The sequence below is a fragment of the Acinetobacter sp. NBRC 110496 genome, from assembly GCF_000876115.1.
GTDB lineage: Bacteria > Pseudomonadota > Gammaproteobacteria > Pseudomonadales > Moraxellaceae > Acinetobacter.
Genome location: NZ_BBTF01000060.1, coordinates 1 through 17,348 on the forward strand (window position 1 = coordinate 1; position 17,348 = coordinate 17,348).

General features: G+C 36.5%; 17 protein-coding genes and 1 pseudogene. 10 read left to right on the forward strand and 8 right to left on the reverse strand.

All coding sequences use genetic code 11. From position 1 onward, the window contains the following. The 7 genes and pseudogenes from Aba26S_RS18100 to Aba26S_RS18130 form a co-directional block, all read left to right on the forward strand. Positions 1–385, forward strand: a pseudogene (locus tag Aba26S_RS18100) (hypothetical protein); the annotation flags it as partial. Positions 386–507: 122 nt separating this feature from the next. Beyond that, the gene (locus tag Aba26S_RS18105; protein ID WP_005028646.1) at positions 508–1,413 is read left to right on the forward strand and encodes a hypothetical protein; all 906 of its coding nucleotides are present in this window, start codon (positions 508–510) and stop codon (positions 1,411–1,413) included. Between the two features lie 12 nt (positions 1,414–1,425). Then, positions 1,426–2,100 (forward strand): hypothetical protein, encoded by a 675-nt coding sequence (locus Aba26S_RS18110; RefSeq protein WP_043974021.1) that lies wholly within the window; start codon positions 1,426–1,428, stop codon positions 2,098–2,100. Between the two features lie 12 nt (positions 2,101–2,112). Continuing rightward, a complete protein-coding gene (locus Aba26S_RS18115) occupies positions 2,113–2,682 on the forward strand; it encodes a hypothetical protein (protein ID WP_005028650.1) in 570 nt (189 codons plus the stop codon). Beyond that, positions 2,682–3,239 (forward strand): hypothetical protein, encoded by a 558-nt coding sequence (locus Aba26S_RS18120; RefSeq protein WP_005028652.1) that lies wholly within the window; start codon positions 2,682–2,684, stop codon positions 3,237–3,239. The genes Aba26S_RS18115 and Aba26S_RS18120 overlap by 1 nt, the downstream gene beginning before the upstream one ends. Positions 3,240–3,242: 3 nt before the next feature. Beyond that, positions 3,243–4,799, forward strand: coding sequence for a UvrD-helicase domain-containing protein (locus Aba26S_RS18125; RefSeq protein ID WP_043974026.1), 1,557 nt, complete (start codon positions 3,243–3,245; stop codon positions 4,797–4,799). Beyond that, the gene (locus Aba26S_RS18130; RefSeq protein WP_005028658.1) at positions 4,792–5,436 is read left to right on the forward strand and encodes a hypothetical protein; all 645 of its coding nucleotides are present in this window, start codon (positions 4,792–4,794) and stop codon (positions 5,434–5,436) included. The genes Aba26S_RS18125 and Aba26S_RS18130 overlap by 8 nt, the downstream gene beginning before the upstream one ends. Before the next feature lie 52 nt (positions 5,437–5,488). Here the strand turns inward: Aba26S_RS18130 and Aba26S_RS18135 are convergent, their stop codons facing one another. From Aba26S_RS18135 to Aba26S_RS18145, 3 genes are read right to left on the reverse strand one after another with little or no spacing between them, the layout of a single operon-like run. Next, positions 5,489–5,914, reverse strand: a complete 426-nt coding sequence (locus tag Aba26S_RS18135; RefSeq protein ID WP_005028662.1) for a hypothetical protein — start codon at positions 5,912–5,914, stop codon at positions 5,489–5,491. Between the two features lie 14 nt (positions 5,915–5,928). Further along, positions 5,929–6,339 (reverse strand): hypothetical protein, encoded by a 411-nt coding sequence (locus tag Aba26S_RS18140; protein WP_005005820.1) that lies wholly within the window; start codon positions 6,337–6,339, stop codon positions 5,929–5,931. Between the two features lie 22 nt (positions 6,340–6,361). Continuing rightward, positions 6,362–8,374 (reverse strand): peptidoglycan DD-metalloendopeptidase family protein, encoded by a 2,013-nt coding sequence (locus Aba26S_RS18145; RefSeq protein ID WP_043974029.1) that lies wholly within the window; start codon positions 8,372–8,374, stop codon positions 6,362–6,364. A gap of 243 nt (positions 8,375–8,617) precedes the next feature. Here Aba26S_RS18145 and Aba26S_RS18150 point away from each other — a divergent pair, with 243 nt between their 5' ends. Beyond that, on the forward strand, positions 8,618–9,112 hold the full coding sequence (locus Aba26S_RS18150; RefSeq protein WP_005028665.1) for a hypothetical protein: 495 nt from the start codon (positions 8,618–8,620) through the stop codon (positions 9,110–9,112). A 61-nt stretch (positions 9,113–9,173) separates the two neighbouring features. Here Aba26S_RS18150 and Aba26S_RS18155 read toward each other — a convergent pair whose 3' ends face one another. Next, positions 9,174–12,179, reverse strand: coding sequence for a DotA/TraY family protein (locus Aba26S_RS18155; protein WP_005028667.1), 3,006 nt, complete (start codon positions 12,177–12,179; stop codon positions 9,174–9,176). A 266-nt stretch (positions 12,180–12,445) separates the two neighbouring features. Between Aba26S_RS18155 and Aba26S_RS18160 the strand changes: the two genes are divergently transcribed. Both Aba26S_RS18160 and Aba26S_RS18165 read left to right on the forward strand, forming a co-directional pair. Beyond that, on the forward strand, positions 12,446–12,859 hold the full coding sequence (locus Aba26S_RS18160) for a hypothetical protein (protein ID WP_005028668.1): 414 nt from the start codon (positions 12,446–12,448) through the stop codon (positions 12,857–12,859). Positions 12,860–12,908: 49 nt separating this feature from the next. Further along, positions 12,909–13,310 (forward strand): hypothetical protein, encoded by a 402-nt coding sequence (locus Aba26S_RS18165; RefSeq protein ID WP_005028669.1) that lies wholly within the window; start codon positions 12,909–12,911, stop codon positions 13,308–13,310. 48 nt (positions 13,311–13,358) lie between these two features. Here Aba26S_RS18165 and Aba26S_RS18170 read toward each other — a convergent pair whose 3' ends face one another. From Aba26S_RS18170 to Aba26S_RS18185, 4 genes are all read right to left on the reverse strand, one after another. Next, positions 13,359–15,215, reverse strand: a complete 1,857-nt coding sequence (locus Aba26S_RS18170) for a hypothetical protein (RefSeq protein WP_005028670.1) — start codon at positions 15,213–15,215, stop codon at positions 13,359–13,361. 97 nt (positions 15,216–15,312) lie between these two features. After that, a complete protein-coding gene (locus tag Aba26S_RS18175; RefSeq protein ID WP_005028671.1) occupies positions 15,313–15,795 on the reverse strand; it encodes a hypothetical protein in 483 nt (160 codons plus the stop codon). A gap of 8 nt (positions 15,796–15,803) precedes the next feature. Then, positions 15,804–16,475: a hypothetical protein gene (locus Aba26S_RS18180; RefSeq protein WP_010591245.1), complete on the reverse strand. Its 672-nt coding sequence runs from the start codon at positions 16,473–16,475 to the stop codon at positions 15,804–15,806. A gap of 70 nt (positions 16,476–16,545) precedes the next feature. Further along, a complete protein-coding gene (locus tag Aba26S_RS18185) occupies positions 16,546–17,118 on the reverse strand; it encodes a hypothetical protein (protein WP_005028673.1) in 573 nt (190 codons plus the stop codon). Positions 17,119–17,348 lie beyond the last annotated feature (230 nt).

The following is a 17,348-nucleotide window of genomic DNA, read 5'->3' on the forward strand; positions in this document are numbered from 1 at the left end:
ATCAAATCGAACTGCATACGCATTCATACAGAATATTGGTAGACCGTCTTTGTTTAGTGAGGGTTTAGGTCCAATCTCGCATTATCTAATTGAGGTGAAATTAGGGAAGCCATTAGAAGAGCCAGACTTTAACATTGGCCTTGTTGGTTTTGAATACGAATTATTGAGTTTTGCCATGACTGAAGCTAGACAAAAAGCTGCTGAAGATGTGAACAGTATTATTCGAGTAGTAGAGTTTACGGACAAGGAATTAAAAAACGGATCTTATAACTCTAAAAACAATGATAAAGATGATTTTAAGTATAGTGACGATCATGTTTTTGATATGGTGAGCGTAGAAATACCACAGGATGAAATACAAAAAAACAAGCAAAAAGGGTTTTAGTCTTAAACTTATAAGTTATAATTGACCGGTATTAAAACACCGGTCTTTTTTATTTAACTATTTTTTTAAAACCATATTTTAACTATACTGCTAAAACATGGCTTAAAAGGTAATACTCTAAAATGCTTTTAAATAATTTCACTAAAATAGTAGCAAGTTGCGCTATTAGTATTATTACAATCTCTACTTACGCTGCACCATCTCAGGACCTTACTTCTAAGATGCAAAAAATGGGCAAAGTAAAAGAAGTTAAACCCTTTAGTGGAGGTTTAACTTCTTGGATTCTTGAGGCACCTAATGGGAAAAATGCGGTGTTTTTTACAACATCCGATGAAAAAGTCATCTTACATGGTACAGCTTGGGATTCTGCTACTAAAAAAAATATATCTGAGCCTCTTAAATTAACTGCAAAAAAAATGAATACACCAGCACGACAACCAACAGCTTCCGTTGGGAATTTGGCCAGTGCATACAATCATCCAGTCTTTAAAGCTGTAAAAACGCTTTCAGGGTTTAAAGAGGGGAAAGCGAATGATAACAACACTGTTTACATCATTTACGATCCACGCTGTAAATATTGTCACGAAACATTCAACCTTTCTCGCTCATACGTTAAAAGCGGTGCAACTATTAAATGGATTCCAGCTTTAGTTCTAAACCAAAGTGAAAACGGAAAACAATTAGCAGCTGGAATTCTTCGTAAACCATCTGAAGATACTATTAATAAAACCTTTAATGGAACAGATGAAGAAATTAACTCAATTAAAGTGATTCCTACACCACAGGAACTTGCTGAGTTGGATAAACACTTAGGCGCTCTTCAATCTATCTTCTTCTATCACGAAGATATTGTTGCAATGCCAAAAGAAGATCGTGAACAGCGAGAAGCAATTCGTAGCGCTGGACAAAAGCCACAGCCACTAACTGCTGGTGTACCAGTTGCTATCTTTGTAAATAAAAAGACTGGAAAAGTTGAAGCTCGTAGAGGAACTTCAGAAACAGCCACTCTTGACTATATTTTCAAATAAGAGGGAATTGAGATGAACAAAACTCAATTGAAAGCTTTCCAATCGATTGTCGGAAACTTTTCACCTTATTTCTCTAAGATAAACAATGAGTCTATGTTTTTAGATTCTGACCTTTCTGGAGATACGGATAGAAATCGCCAGGTGAGCATCTTCAATATAGATGCAAAGGCCACGGATCTAATATTAACGATCAAAGGATTTGATCAGGTCGAGAATAATTTGTTTAGAGGACAAGTTTTCTTAAAGTCTGACGAAAACACAGGAATTCTTATAAGTGAGCCATGCTATTACTTAAACAAAAGCAAGGTTCGTTTCAGTACATATGAACTTCAGAGCTACATAAAGGAAGTTTGGCATCAAGCTCTAAATGAATATAAGGCTGATGTTACAGACAGCCCTATACGTTCTAATGAAGAAAAATACAGCTTATCTTTAGCAGATAGATTCTCTAGTTTTAAAACGTCTTGGCCAGCTATGGGCATTGTAGCTGCAGTAGTTGTTTTTGCTGGAGGCGGTTACTTTTTAGGTTCAGGTACTAATGAGAAAAATGCATCTTCAGAAACAAGTTCGCAACAACTAAGCACATCTGATAACCCTGAACTTGACGGTAAAGCCTTGGCTCTTAAAAACATGGGGTTAGATCCTAACTCAATGGCTTTTGATAACTCATGCTTTCAAGAAAAATAAGGTGAAATATCTATGAGAGCTAGACGAATAGAAAACCTTGAAGCATTACAGCTAAAGGCCTCAGAAATAGCACAAATAACCGTTAAAGAGTTGGAAGCACGACACTATTTAGTTTGGTGGTTGAGCTCATATGACCGAAACATGAAACGTGGCTATAACAATGAAACCATTTGCTTAAGCACCTATCAGGTGAATGAGTTTTGTTTTTCATATGCAATCACAAGCGAAGTTGAAAAGTTTTATTTACTAATACAACCCGAAAATTGGTTTTTAAATGATTTAACTTTCGAGTCTGCTTCTATAGATGAAAAAGGCTTAGTTTTAAATTTAGCTGAAGTAAATGATCAGTTATTCAAGCTGTATATATCGCGAATGCAAATCAGATTTAATCTTGATGAAATTCATGCTGAACGTTTAACACACGCAAAGAAATATGCAAAAGAACTGGTCTTTATTCAATACAACCCACAGAAAAATCAGGTCATGAATGTAGGTGTTTCTATCAATTTAGAAAACAACACAATCACTCGAAAATCATCAAATCAAACGGCAAAAAATAAGCGCTTGAAAGGGGCATTCTAATGAAGAAATCAAACTATTTTAAGGTAATTGGTGCAATAGCAGTTTCAACAGTTGTTTCACTTGCTTATGCTGGCTTTACTGAAATTAATAGTTCTGGAGACATTGTATCTAAAGACAGTGCAAATGCTTTACGCACCAGTTTTTCAACACCAAATCAAAATATACCAGCGCCATTACGCACATATTCACTATGGGATAAGATCTCAGAGACAACCAAATATAATGGCACAGTACAACCAAAGCCAACACCTGTTGCAATTGAGAGTACATCTTCTCAAGCACAAAATATTCAAAGCAAGAGCAATATTAATGTGGCTAACATAGAGAGCCAACAGGAAATCAAAAGATTACAGGCAGCACTAAAAGAGAAAGAAACTGAGAATAACAAGCTCAAATATTCAAACCTTGAGATGCAAGTGCAAGTAGTTGAACTAAAAAGCGATATAAACGAACTGAAGCAACAAGTTAACTTTTTAGCAAGCCAGATGCAAATTGTTGAAAGCGATGTGCTTGTAATGAAAAACAAAAAACCAAGTTCTTTTTTAGCACGAAATTAAGCAATGGTTGTGAAGAAAATTACTCAAAAACCTACCAGTGAACAGCAACGAGCAATTGATAAAGCAACACGACTAAAAACCAGTTTTAAATTGATTGCTTTTGCTGGTACTGGTAAGACTACGACATTGATCCATTGTAGTAGTGCTTTGCAACAACTAGGTAAGCTTGGACTATATCTATCATTTAATAAAAAGATGGCAGATGAAGCTAATCAAAAATTCGCTGAATATGGGCTGAATTCAGTCACATGTTCTACATTCCATTCTCTAGCTTACAGAAATATACCTGGTTGGCTGAAAAATAAGATTAACAAACCTACGTTACTTCCTAAAGATATTGTTCAAAAGTTTAAGCTTGAAAACATTCGATTTCAGTACAACGGGAAAAACCGACAACTCACCGATCTAACATTAGCGCTGATTATCCTTAATACATTACGTTATTTTTGTATGACAGTGGATCAGACTGTTACCAATGATCATCCTTACATAGCTTTAAAAGAACAAACATCAATTAAGCGCAATGACGTTCTTGAAGATAAAATCACTTCAATTGCGAAAATGATCTGGAATGATGTAGTTGATCCAAACGGTGATTATGGTATTACACACGATTACTATCTCAAGTGGTGGGTACTGCAAAAACCACAACTTGATTTTGATTACGTGATGGTAGATGAAAGCCAAGATAGTGACCAATTAATACTAGACGTACTCAAACGTCAAAAAGCAAAAGTTATTTTTGTTGGAGATCCATACCAAAGCATATATGGCTTTAGGGGTGCGAAAGATATTTTACAGAACCTAGATCTTGAAGCATTGTACTTAGAACAGTCGTTTCGGTTTGGTAATGCAGTTGCAGATATAGCTAATCTACTTCTCAATAAACTTTTTGGTGAAACCAGACAGTTAAAAGGTTTACCAAGTAAAACGTCAAAAGTTACCACTTTCAGTACATCAAGTTATGCACCATCTTCATTGAACGCGATTATTTGTAGAACAAATGCTACGGCTTTTGAATACTTTTTTAAGTTTCATGGCTACCTTAATGGCGAAAAGAAAATACGTCTTGAGGTTGATGGAAAGCGCAGTAAAGATATTTTCAGTGGGATTTTTCAACTGAGAGCAAATAAACGGCCAACGTGTAAAGAGCTTCAAAACTTTTCTTCCTACCAAGAGCTTGTGGACCATATACAAGTGTTTGGAGAAGTGGAGGGGGCAACTACAGAATTAAAAACCTTTCTGGATCTAACAAACCAATACTCATGGCAAGTGATTGAGTGGGCGTTAGAAAATAGTATGGCTGATGATGAAACTGACCCAAAAAACACTTTGGTCATTAGCACATCACACAAGAGTAAAGGTTTAGAGTGGGATAATGTCCTAATCGCAAAAGGCTTTAACTATAAAATTCTCGATAAAAAGCTAATGATTTCTGCAGATGAAAAACGGCTGTTGTATGTGACCGTAACACGAGCCAAAAACATATTATTTACAGATGGCATTAATGATTTATTGGAACACTTAAATTCAAAAAATACGGAGATTTCAAATGCCTAATCAAGTTGAAGTTCTGCAAAATAGAGTGTTTCAGGCATGTCACAATGCTAGTTATATTCGCGGAGAGTTTCATCACGAACCGTATATCATGGAGCTTGTTAAGAAAAAGGGCTCACAGGTCGCAGATATAATCACACCACTTCTTGAAATGTTTCATCTAATTGAAAAGGAAACAAAGTCAATCTTTAGTTTCACGGAAGATTTTAATTTCAAGCAACGCCATTTTGAACCAGGTGTTTATCTCAAAACTAAAGAGATATTAAATGGTGTAGAAACGTTCGATGGCCTGGCTATCGTTGATATTCCTTCAGGATCTTTTAGAAGCATTGTCATAGATTCAGGCGGTGGAATTGCTTCAAGTAAACATACAATTGAGCAGTTTAAGGAATTAAAGGGGAGATATTTAATTCCATTTTATTTTGATGGAATATATGTGCACCCTCACTGTTATACATATTTTTTCATCGAAAATGATATTAAGAGGGTGATGCCCCTTGAGGCTTATGATTCAAGCAAAGTAGGAAATGAGCAAAACATGGGCTTGCATTGGGTAGAAGAAGCAATTGAATACGGTAATCTTCACTTTGGGTTTGAAGTTGAAACACCAGATACCGAAACAATTATAGAAAAAGTCTAAAACCAAACGACAAAAAAGGGCATCTTATAGATGCCCTTTTTATGTTTTGAAATTAATAAGAAAGGTCGATTGCCACTTGTGCTAAAGATGTAAAAGCAGAGGATTCACACATAAAAGATTGACGAATAAAAAACGATGGATTGTATGAGCTCACCATAGTTTGACTATCACAGTTTTGGCTAAATTTAATATGTTGTGTATTGATTGCTTGCCAAGCTGCAGCATTCTTTTGACTTTCCGCACGAACGTCTTTGATGAAACGTGTTAATGATTGGTTGTATGGTGTATTGCACTTAAGTTCTGGTGAACCGTACTCAGAATCACGCGCTTCATTATAATTAAACACGCATTTTTGATACTCAGCTTGTACCTTGTTATAAGCTTGAATAGCTTCAGCTTTGGTCTTATAACCAGCGTTGGCAGATGACGTAATAATGGTAGCAGCACATAACAAAGCTAAACTTAAAAACTTTTTCATAACCTGATCCTTTATTACTTCATTAATGCCGGAATAAACATTGCCCAACCTAATTTATTGGTCGCTTTACATTGCATGCTTAGTGTTTTGTACTTTGCAGTCTGGCCAGCGTATAACTGATCGCAGTTAGCAAGTAACTGAGTAAAGTTTCGATTGTGATCAGCTAGAACACGCGGAGCTTCTTCATTATTAATATATTTAGAAGCAAGGCTACCAAGCTGACTTGCGCGGTTATAAACATTTGTATAGCAATTTAGGTGTTTTGCATCAAATGGATCGTTAGAAACCGCAGCACATTTAACGTTTACTAAGCGCAGTTTTTCAAGTTCAGCACGAATAGAGTCTGAGCTAGTATTAGCACTAGCATTAAAAGATGCACATGCTAAAAGGCTAAAACCCAATAAAGACAAAAATCTGTTTTTCATAATATTTCCTTTAATTGCTCTATTAAGGGTATTCAGAATAGTAAGGGCATAAACGCATAACAATACCTTCAAATGTAACGGCTTCAGCTAAAGTCACAACACCATCTCGAGGGTTTCTATCGAGGTTTCTGTTCGCATTATATTCACGACTAGGGCTTTTATATGGTCCACCTAAAACTAGAGCATAAAACCCAGCTATTGTTTTATTATTATAGTCGCTTTTACGTTGTCGTGCTTTTACTGCAAGATATAAATCTAATAATTCGACTTGTTGTTGAGCACTCAGTGTAGTGATTTGCTTAGGGTTTGATTTAATTGAAGCTGGTATTCCTCTCGCTGTTAAATCTGAAGCATTAATATCTGTTATACCAATTTTAGTCCATTGACTTAAACCATATGCACCAGCGTTGTTGTCAATTTTAAGATTAAAACCGGCAGATTCAAAACCAAGAATAGCTGCAACGTCATTAGGGTTATAACCATGTTTTAAAGAAACACGTTTAATACCATCTTTAACCGCACCAAAAGCACCTGGTATACCCCAACCACATTTACGATCTGGAGTACCTTGTCCACCTTTTAAGATTTGTGCATCTGAATAAACTTGCCCGTTTCCACCTTCCTCAAAAAGCTGTTTCATTTCAACTACTGCTACTTCAGGAATAACAGTTGGTTGTTCAGCTTTCGTATAAAGTTCATCTACACGGCCAGAATAGCGTTGAGTTTCTGACGCTGTATAAGCTGCCAAAAGAGCCTCTAAGCGTTCATTTTGTTTATGGATCTCTTTAGTCAAATAGTTTTGTGCATTGATAATGTTTAGCTTTTCAATCAAAAGCCCCATCATCGACATAGTTGCTAATTCATTAAACCATTTAGAGTTGCCATAACGTCCAGTACCAATGTTTTCAATTAATTCTGCTGGCGTAGAATTAAGTGCACCAATATCAAAACCCACATCATCAGCCGTACCACCAAAAATAGTTCTAGGCGGTGCATATTGAGCAACATCATTTGCATAAATGGTACCGCTTGCAGCTGCTTCAGGTGAGATAGTACCGTCAGCAATCATTTGAGCGACTTGCACTTGTGCAGATCCATAAGCATCCATCGAAACATCGCCACTAAATGCAAGTGCTGGAAGCTTTTTGCCTTGTTTTACTGCAATGCCATCTACCGATGAAGAAACGGGGAGGGTGATTCCTGTTGATGATGAATATAAGGCATTCCATTGAGTCCTAATGGTGTTACCCAAGTACGGTGTGTATTTGTTTTCTAATGCTTGTCCTTGTGGCGAGACACTAATCACAACGTCTTGAGGTAAATATGGCGTAGGATCTGTTAACTTATATTCAGAACTACCCACATATGGCGCAGATCCTTTAACGCGTTGCTGAAGTGCAATGGATGGATTTTTAAAAACTTGATCTAAGTTTTTATTCAGCCAAACATCTAGCCCACGTTTTGCCTTTACACCATATTCAATGTGCAAATGCACGGCACATGAACCACAGCCTTTATTTGACATGTGTGCGATGTTTTGACCAGCTTGAATACGTTGACCAGGGTAAGCGTTATATTTTTTTTGATACGATGGATCAGTATGGCGATACATGATTCGATCGCCAGTATCCATCTGCATAATTAGTGGGTTAGTGGTTGATTGGTTGCTTGCACCAGATGAACGTGTGTCATAAGAGACAATAGAACCTGAACCAATTGCTTTAAGTGTAAGGTCATTAGGATTCGCACGACTAATATCAATACCGTTATGACTACCAGCAGCGCCCCCTCGCAAACGAAATTCACCAAAACGACCAGCACTACGGCGCCCATCATTCGGCATGATCGAATATTTATGGAAAATCATTTTTTGAGCGTTGTTAGGAACTTTTGCCGTATTAGCATTTGTAGCGGTTACGTTTTCAGAAATAGGATCGGCGTTAGCGGTATAAATAAAAGCCGAACAAGTCACTAAAATTGTGACTTTAATGCCACAGCTCAAGGGCTTTAATTGAAATGAGGGTTTAAATTTCATAAGTGAATCGCCAGGCTTAAAGGAAGTTCTTAAAATAAATTAACTTCTTATTAAATGTCCCTAATAGCTAAGTGGACGGATTAAGTATATACGATTAAATACTTATTTTATACTTTAAAAAAAGTTTTTAGGTTTTGTTTTAAGATAGTATATACATATAGCGTTAATCTTATTGATAGGTTTAAGAATAAGGTTACATGGTTTTAATATTTTAATTTAATAAAAGTAGTGAGGTATCTAAATATGTTAAATCACGCACACGTTTTAAGCGCTACTTTCGACCAAGCGATTGACCGTGCTTCAATGGGATTAGACTTTTTAATCCAAAACAAAGTACACATGAAGAATGAAAATGCCTTGTTAGCTCACATTGAAATGCTAGAAAACAGAATCAAAGGTATTACAAATCAGTACAACGAATTGGTTACTGAAGCGAACGCACACATTGATGACGTTACAAGCAAGCACAATGAGCTGGCGAACAAGTACAACAATGTTTGCGCCCAAATGAAAGCAAAAGACATCGAGCTTAATAACAAGCAAATTGAGTTAGAAGAAGAGCGTATCAACAACTTTGACTTACTTGTGCAAAACCGTTCATATAACAATTTGAACCGTGCTTACAGTCATGCAGTTGGTCAGCTAGAGAAAGATCAACAGCAACTTGTTAATATCGGCGTTCGTAGATTTATTTTTAACTCTACAAACAAAAACAACATTCAGAAAATCAACTTTTAATTATGAATATTTTGATAAAAAAAATGGTGCTTATAAAGCACCATTTTTTATTGTCTAGATTTTAAGGTTTACCTTTAAACTTAGACAGAGTTGAACTTAAACCTGAACGCACACGATTAGTCATAGTGCTACGGCCAGAAATATTAGATTTCTTGGTTGCACTAGAACTAGCACCAAAACGTGCATTAGGAGTCGAACCAGTACCATACGTATAGCCAGTACCACTTGCAACATTCACACTACCGAAAGTAGAACCAGTCTTAGATGCTGATGCTTTAGCTACACCACGATTAAACGTAGAAGCTGTTTTTCCGTAAGCATTTGCACCATATAGACCACCACCAGTAGTAGGCGTATTATTTGTACCACTTACACTTGTAGCACCCATACCGAATGTAGATTGACCTTGGCTTGGGGTAGGTGATGTTGGTTTAGCACCAAGACCAGTTCTACCACCCGTACCACCAGTGACACCACTTGGAGTAATACCACCTGTACCACCAGTTGCAGCGCCAAAAGAAGCGGATCTAGCTGGCATGTTTACAGGGCTATATGCAGTCGTACTACCAGTACCGCCTAATGTATTACCACCTGTACCACCATTGCCACCACCACCACCTTTCGGATTATTTGGACCACCCTTACCACCATCAGGACGTCTACCAGGCGGTAAAGGACGGCGAGATGCTGGAGATGGACCAGACAACGTACTTGCAGCGCCACCAAACTTTTGAATAGCTTCTTTTGAGTTTGTTTCACCCCACTGACCGCCATTCAATCCAGAACCAATCCATTGTTGTACTTGGTCAGCAACACTAAATACCAACCCGTAAATCAGGTAGATCGCTGAAGTCATCAAGAATAGATATAAGAAGAACTTCCAGATAAACGTAATCAGCTCAGTAAAGATAACTGTAAACGTATTAGATGAATAAGCGATGCTCATTGCACCTTGGTAGCTAAAGAACATATCAGTAAGCGTAACAAGAGCTGGCCCGATAATAATTTCAGCCATCCAGAAACCAACAATGATAAATATTGGTCGCATGAACAACGTTAATACCGTGACATAACCTTGTGTTTGGCTACCGACAAAAGTACGCTCAGGGATCATGTGCATTAGCGCCCATAAAGGCAAACCACACACAGCGTATAGGATATGGATGATCCAACCTACACAAGCTAGACCAAAGAAGATCATTGGCATATATGGAATAACAACCGCCATCCACACACCAAGAATCGTCAAATACGTTACTAGCTGACCAAGGATAGGAGCAAAGATATTTTCAACGGCATATTCTAAAGCGTTGGTGCCTTCTTCAGTTACGCCCTTAAGCCCTGGTACCCATTGAACAAGAGCAGAACCAGAACGAGCAGTAAGCACGACTAATTTCATGCCGACAACAGTACCTTGAGCCACAGCTTTATAGACTAAGATTGCTTCACCAGTATCTTGAATATTACGGATAACATTCGTATTGCGGTGCAATGTAGTAGGGCTGATATTTGAGCTTGACGAATTATTATTTAATAATTCCGCATCGCCTTTTTCACCGACCAATACACCCATTACCAATGATTTAGTAATGTTTGTTGCCCAAGCAGAACCATATGCCGAAAACTTTTGATCGATGTTGGATACTTTGTTTGAGTCACCACCATCGGTAGACATTGATATTAAGTTGGTAGAGTCGGCAATATCGCCGTTTGCCACCCAATTATTGTTGGATGTAATGCTACCAACAGCATTATCCATTGCAACATAAACGGTGTTATAAATTGCTTCACCTTTTGAGTTGCTCATGATTGCTGAATTCAGTGTAGGAGGGCTGAACGTCCACAAAGGTTCAGTAATATACTTCTCAACAATAGCGCGATATTGACCTACTTTAATACGAGCTTCAGGCGTCATCATCCAACCGCGCTGATTTAGCGTATTAACAACAGTTTGAACCGCAGTATAGCCATTTTCAGAAGTCAGAACATTATTCGTTACGGTATGACTCTTATTCACATAATTATCAACTAGCGCATTGAAAGCATCCATAGCAGCTTTACTAATCGGGAATGTTCCTTCCTGTTCAGTGGCATTAGGGCTTACTTGATATGCGATATACCACTTTTCTAAATCGATAAAGAATTGACGATATAGATTGTTCTTTTCTTGTTGTAACTTAGCTTGAACATTTGCCAAAGCAACGTTGATCTTGTTTTGATCTGATTGGCGAAGTTTATAAACAGGAATGTCCATTAACTCAGCATTAACCGCAGCTGGATTAACAACGTTCATTGAAGCACCGCCACAGATCGGCTCTTTTTTGCCCCCAACTTCTAAACGGCTGTCAGCGTAAGCGAAGTTATAAGTAACAGATGTCCAGTTACTTGCAGTTTTAGCGGTTTTATCAATGTAGTTTTGCTTTTTCTCTACTGCAGTCATGCTAACACCAGGATTAGCATTCGCCCCATAAGCACCATCACTAAAATAGCGCCCGAATGCTGGCGGTAGAGTATAAAACTCTTGGTTTAGAACGTTAATACAATGCAACTGGCGAAGCATAACAGGCGCATTTTTCCTAAATCCAAAGATGTCACGCTGATGATCGTGCGTATCTGACAAACTAGCCGAAGCCATTAAGGATTCGCCTAACGTTCTATTATTAATTGTATTGGATACATTATTTGACCATAGCACCATACCTAGCACGACTACTTGAATGAAACAGTAGCCGGACGCCGTAGGTAAAAGTAAAATAATCGAATATAATATTCGGGAAAACATCGTAGTGACTTTTGAATCTTTCCCGAAAGCTTCACCGTCCTGGGCGCTTTTCAAAAGTGCTGTTAAACCAATACCGATCGCAAAAACCAAAACCAACGACATTGCCACACTAGCTACACCGCCTAATAATATATTAGTGAGTAAACCTGATGATGGTACTGTCGAGGCTGGTCCAGACGCATTGATAAACGCATTGATGAAGTCGTGTCCAAAGATAGATGAGAGAAGAGTAACGGCTTGGTCGCCATCACAATTCGGATTTGTCGATTGACAAAATAAACTCATAGCTAACTCACCGTTTTTCTTAATGCTTCTTATACATCGCTTACTTAAGACGACTAAAAGCAAAGTGTTATAAATTACAAGTTAGACGTTTAACTAAAAGGCTTAATACCTTTTAACCAAAGAATCATTAAAACCATTTTATTACAAATAACAATGGTTTTTAAATTAGCAATAATGTACCACAAAACTGTTATTGGTATATACAGAAAGTTTAAACATGACTTGCTAATTGTTTTAAAGATTTAGTTTAAATACAAGAGACTATTATGGATAAAGCAAAGTTTACATCTCACTTAATTTTACTGTCGGAAATTAAGAAATCTGTATCTAAAGATATGGGGAAAGATATAACTGTTTTAGAGTTATCCTACATACTCAACCAAAGCATAAATCCTTTAATGGCAATAACTTATAAAGAAAAACTAGATAAAATAAATACTTTTGAATTAGATCCTATTGAAGTTCTCAAAAAACGGAAGAACCTAAAAATATTAAAAGTATTAAACCTCATGCTTACGTTAAATCTAGACAAAACCATTAAAAAAGACGATATAGAAAGTTACAACGAGTATAAAGACAAGTTTTTAGAGAACATCGCAACAATAGGTTTAGACAGATTAGAGCAAGAAGCGTTAAAGGTACAAATTGAAAATTTATTGAAGTATAATTGGGTATCTTAATACATCTCTTAATTTTAAGATTCTGACTTTAATAAAGGGTTTAAGCCAAATGGAAAACATACAGAACGAAGAAGATATACTTCAAGACGCGACCAGAGCCGTTTTTAATTGTGGCACTAGTTTTAGTGAAGCTAAAGTAGTTTCCCTTACTGACGAGTTTAACCCACAACCTACACTACAAACACAACGAACCAACCTAAAATATATCTACGACAATAAACTACCGAATGAAATTGGACGTCAATTAGCGCAAGAACCAGAATACCAAGAAGAAACACGTTCATTACTTGTTGGTCACTTTAAAGAAATGGCTCTAGAAGATTTAATTGAGCAGCAAGATTACCAAAACCGCTACAAACAAACAGATCCAGAATTGGACCAAGACAATGAATCTGAAAACAATATGGATAATGAATACACATCACGCCCACCAGAGCCTAGACCTTGGTAAGCCTAACCATTAAAAAGAAAATGCCCGAATGATGGGCATTTTTTATATCTACGTAATATCTAGCTTCAAAAGTTCAGATGGATCTATGCGCTGACGGAATGAACATGCGAGTTCTTTTACAATTTGATTTTGATATTGTTTGCGGTCGAATGTGTCAAAAGCTGAAACCTCAATTTCAGGATCAGTGATTGCATTTAGAAGATCCTTGGTTGCATTGAGTGATGCTGTAGGACAAACATAGATAAGGTTAAGCACTGAAGTACGAAGCAAAATATCTAATAAGTGATATTTGGGCGGTTCCAGTTCCTTATCTACATTAGAAAAGTAGTTCACAAGATAAATGTCATTTGATAAATGCAGATTGATATTGTCAATGAGATCTTTGGTAACACCGTCAAGAATGCCATTCACCTTCAACAAAAGTTCAGTGTTTTCTATGTCTTTAATTTTTTGCGTATCGACACGTTCATTAAATAAGTTGTTTAGATTTCTCAAAAACTTTGGTTGTGGCGCCGTAGTTTCAAAATACATCTGATTTTTAATACGGTTCTTCATGTAAGTTTGGATCATCTTAGCTTCAGAAGAAAGAAACTCAATCTTAAACGTGTCGTATGACACTAGATCAATAAATACTTGCTGGCCAGCACCCGACTTAATATCAAACCAGTTCATAAAAATACTGGCTTTGAGTGATTTCAATTGTTTAAGAATAGCCGTCTTCTCAAAATCATTCATATTGAAGTAGCTACTTGAAAAAGTATCGAGATAAAACTTCCATTTATCTTGCACTATATTCCACGCTTGATTAATAGAAATGATTGGAGCATCTATAATTTCATCTTTGATGAATTTTGACAGCTCATATAATTCATTTAAACGTGCTTGGTAGTTGAAGTCTTGAGTAATCACATTCTTTTCTGATGTTGTGGACTCAGAATCCTCAAGATCCGCACCAACCAATAAATAAGCATCGGTTACTTTTGGTGTTTCCTTATTTGACGGTGCTGGTACTGGAGCACTAGAAAGTTCAGTGGAAAAAGTTTCATCATCTTCCGCTGGCGTATACGGCGGTGTAGTCTCTTCATTAGGAGAACGTGCGTCTGTACGTTCAGCAAAAAAGTAAAACAATTCTTCTTGCGGTGCAACTTTAAACGGCGTCACATTATTATTGATGATTGCTTTTACAATATGGTTTGCCAGTTTAAGCGTGTAGGATAGGGCATGTATATAAAGCTCTAATGTTGCAAAGTTACTGGTATCAACTTCATTAGCACCAAACCAAGATAGGTTACGCAGTTCAAGCCAGCTCGTGAAAGAAGCGTGAGAGCTATTAAAACTTAGATCTACGGTCTTGGACAAATAGATAAAAACGCAAAACAAAAACCTATTTTTGTACTCATACTTAAATACATCAGAATCGGTCCAGATCTTATTCTCAATGAGAGCAAGAATGTAATTTAAAAGCTCATGGTGTTTAATCGAATCGATTAAGTTGTCTGGTAATACTTTTAGTTTATTAAGGTGTGGTTTTACAGGTGCATCATTGGATGGTTTAAGGAAGTGGTAGAACAAGTTAAATGTTTGCGTATCATCTATATCAATTACAGGTTCATAATCATCTTCATCTACGTTATTTAGATCCTGTTGAATATCGACTATTTGCCCGGTGTGACCTTCTGAACGGTCAATCTGGCAGATACTAAAAAGAACAGGCAAAACCCCGACAATATTACGGTTGTCAATTGTTTGATAGTGGGTATCAAAAAATATCGTATCAGCTAAAAACGTACCTTTATGATAGTTGAGAAAGAAGAATAGTACGTTATTTAAAGAACGGTGATTTTCACCAGAAGAGGTGTTAGAAGTAGCGTTAAAGTCATCGAAAAAAACTAAATTTGTATCCATCTAAAAATACTTTAAACCACACCCTTAAACTATTACTAATAAGCATATAAGTTTTAAGAGAGGGTTTAAAGTTAATTTTAAATATATTTAATGGAGTTTAAGACATGGGGCTTTGTAAGCGCTCTACATTTGATGAAAGGTCAGAAACATCTTGCTCTAAAGTCATTGCCTGGTCTATCGCACGTTTCATTAAATATTCTTGATTAATTTCTTTAGGCTCTTTACGAGTAGCATTCTTTTGTTCTTCTTCTAATTTGAAACGTTCAAAAGCGAAAATAGAACGAATAATACATAAGCTATCTTCAAGTAGGTCTGAATGCACTTTAGGAAAAATTAGATCAGGATCTAAATCAGATGCGACTTGGTTAAACAGCATAAATTGATCGCGATGTTCGATAAGAAATTCATCATATGTACCGAACTCAGATTCGATCATATCTGGACAATTTGCGAGAGTAGAGACTTTCGTATCTTGTGATAACAGAATTGAATCACCTGATGGCGCAACTAAAGCATGAATAGGTTGTTCTGCAATAGGAGCCAACAACACTACAGTAAATGGGCGGGTTTGGTTTTTCATGGTTAGTCCTAATTAATATAAAAAAAGCTTTGGCCAAAAAGTCTATTTTGAAATTTTGGTAGGTTAATGGAATCGAATAGAAGGTCCGTCTCTTTAGTACACTTCTGATTAATTAGATAAATGATATTTTGAAGAAGTGCAATTAATTTAAATGGACTGTTGTATTCATTGAATATGGGTGCAGCAATGCAAAGAGTCTTTTTTCTATCGGTTGATAATGCCCATGGGTTCACCAGGGTAAAGCTCACCTTGGCATTATTATGTTCAATTGGTCGTGCATAAATATCAAGAACATCGGATAAAGTAGATACCTTTAATTCTTTTGAAATGTCAGTAAGAATCTCACTGACTTGAAGCGCTGTTTTATCATGAATATCGCTTATAGTGATGCAAACACCACTATTACTATTCATTAAATTTGCATAAAGAACTTCAATAACCATGGACTCGTCTTTGGATAAATCCTTTAAATTGGCATTGACTAAATCTATGATCCGATCTGATTTTTGTTCAAGTTTAATTTGAAGCAAAAGCGGTTCATTCTTTTTTGAAACAGGGAGTACTTTATAATCGCTAAGATTGTAATTTAACCGCTTCATTTCAGTAATCAGTGTTTCTTTGGCATTATCAAAAAGCTTCTGATCTCTCTTGGTTAAACCAATAACAAAATTTGTAGACATGAGTATATTCATGATCCACAAAGCAGTAGATAAGGATAAAACACTATCCTTAACAACTTCTGAATCTGAATCAGAAAACCCAGATATTTGCTTGATTTTGTCGGTTATCGAAATCATGTGAACCCTTGTTTAATTCGGCATTTTCATCTGAAACTTTGTCAAAAAGATTAGTTTGATTAAGTACGTCTTGGATATTTTTTTGTGGATCATCACTGAGTAAACATTGGAATAGGGCGCTAATTAAAGTAGCAAGTGATGTTCCATAGTCATTGGTACACTTGATTAACTGGCCAGCATCTAAGCAAATTGGTGTTTCATCATCATAAAGCAAGTGTAATTCTGGTGATTCAGCATAAACCAACTTTACATGAGTATCCGTGATGATTAACTCAACTTCTAAGTACTCATTATTTTCAACAAAATATTTAAAGCGCAACATCAATGCATCATCGCCACGTTCTATATATACAATTTGTCGATCGGTCGTATTGGTATGGCTGACGAATCTATTCTCTTTTGTGATCTGATCAATGTAGTTCAAAAAGATGGTTTTGAGTGACGCACTTAAAATACCTTTGGCAGCGAGTTCACTTTTCAAGTAAGGCAGAAAGTTTTCAAGATTTTCATGCAATGGTTTTTGCATTCGATCATCTCCAATGGGATTAATAAAAGGGCATACACATCAAATGTACAGCGACTCAGTTATGACTATTTCGTTACAACAGTTACTTAAAAGACTGCAGACTGTTTGACTTATAAAACTGATACTTTCGCCACACTTTTAATTCAGAAATATCTAACTTGTTTCTAAATCAATATGGCTTTATTTGATTATAAAGCCACATTGAAAGTTTAAATATAGGACTTACGCAG

Excerpts from the sequence above, each read along its gene's own strand:
- Aba26S_RS18180 (WP_010591245.1), bottom strand. The coding sequence starts at position 16,475 with ATGTCTACAAATTTTGTTATTGGTTTAACCAAGAGAGATCAGAAGCTT.
- Aba26S_RS18175 (WP_005028671.1), bottom strand. The coding sequence starts at position 15,795 with ATGAAAAACCAAACCCGCCCATTTACTGTAGTGTTGTTGGCTCCTATT.
- Aba26S_RS18130 (WP_005028658.1), top strand. The coding sequence starts at position 4,792 with ATGCCTAATCAAGTTGAAGTTCTGCAAAATAGAGTGTTTCAGGCATGT.
- Aba26S_RS18105 (WP_005028646.1), top strand. The coding sequence starts at position 508 with ATGCTTTTAAATAATTTCACTAAAATAGTAGCAAGTTGCGCTATTAGT.
- Aba26S_RS18185 (WP_005028673.1), bottom strand. The coding sequence starts at position 17,118 with ATGCAAAAACCATTGCATGAAAATCTTGAAAACTTTCTGCCTTACTTG.
- Aba26S_RS18140 (WP_005005820.1), bottom strand. The coding sequence starts at position 6,339 with ATGAAAAACAGATTTTTGTCTTTATTGGGTTTTAGCCTTTTAGCATGT.
- Aba26S_RS18145 (WP_043974029.1), bottom strand. The coding sequence starts at position 8,374 with ATGAAATTTAAACCCTCATTTCAATTAAAGCCCTTGAGCTGTGGCATT.
- Aba26S_RS18115 (WP_005028650.1), top strand. The coding sequence starts at position 2,113 with ATGAGAGCTAGACGAATAGAAAACCTTGAAGCATTACAGCTAAAGGCC.
- Aba26S_RS18170 (WP_005028670.1), bottom strand. The coding sequence starts at position 15,215 with ATGGATACAAATTTAGTTTTTTTCGATGACTTTAACGCTACTTCTAAC.
- Aba26S_RS18160 (WP_005028668.1), top strand. The coding sequence starts at position 12,446 with ATGGATAAAGCAAAGTTTACATCTCACTTAATTTTACTGTCGGAAATT.
- Aba26S_RS18110 (WP_043974021.1), top strand. The coding sequence starts at position 1,426 with ATGAACAAAACTCAATTGAAAGCTTTCCAATCGATTGTCGGAAACTTT.
- Aba26S_RS18135 (WP_005028662.1), bottom strand. The coding sequence starts at position 5,914 with ATGAAAAAGTTTTTAAGTTTAGCTTTGTTATGTGCTGCTACCATTATT.
- Aba26S_RS18155 (WP_005028667.1), bottom strand. The coding sequence starts at position 12,179 with ATGAGTTTATTTTGTCAATCGACAAATCCGAATTGTGATGGCGACCAA.
- Aba26S_RS18150 (WP_005028665.1), top strand. The coding sequence starts at position 8,618 with ATGTTAAATCACGCACACGTTTTAAGCGCTACTTTCGACCAAGCGATT.
- Aba26S_RS18165 (WP_005028669.1), top strand. The coding sequence starts at position 12,909 with ATGGAAAACATACAGAACGAAGAAGATATACTTCAAGACGCGACCAGA.
- Aba26S_RS18120 (WP_005028652.1), top strand. The coding sequence starts at position 2,682 with ATGAAGAAATCAAACTATTTTAAGGTAATTGGTGCAATAGCAGTTTCA.
- Aba26S_RS18125 (WP_043974026.1), top strand. The coding sequence starts at position 3,243 with ATGGTTGTGAAGAAAATTACTCAAAAACCTACCAGTGAACAGCAACGA.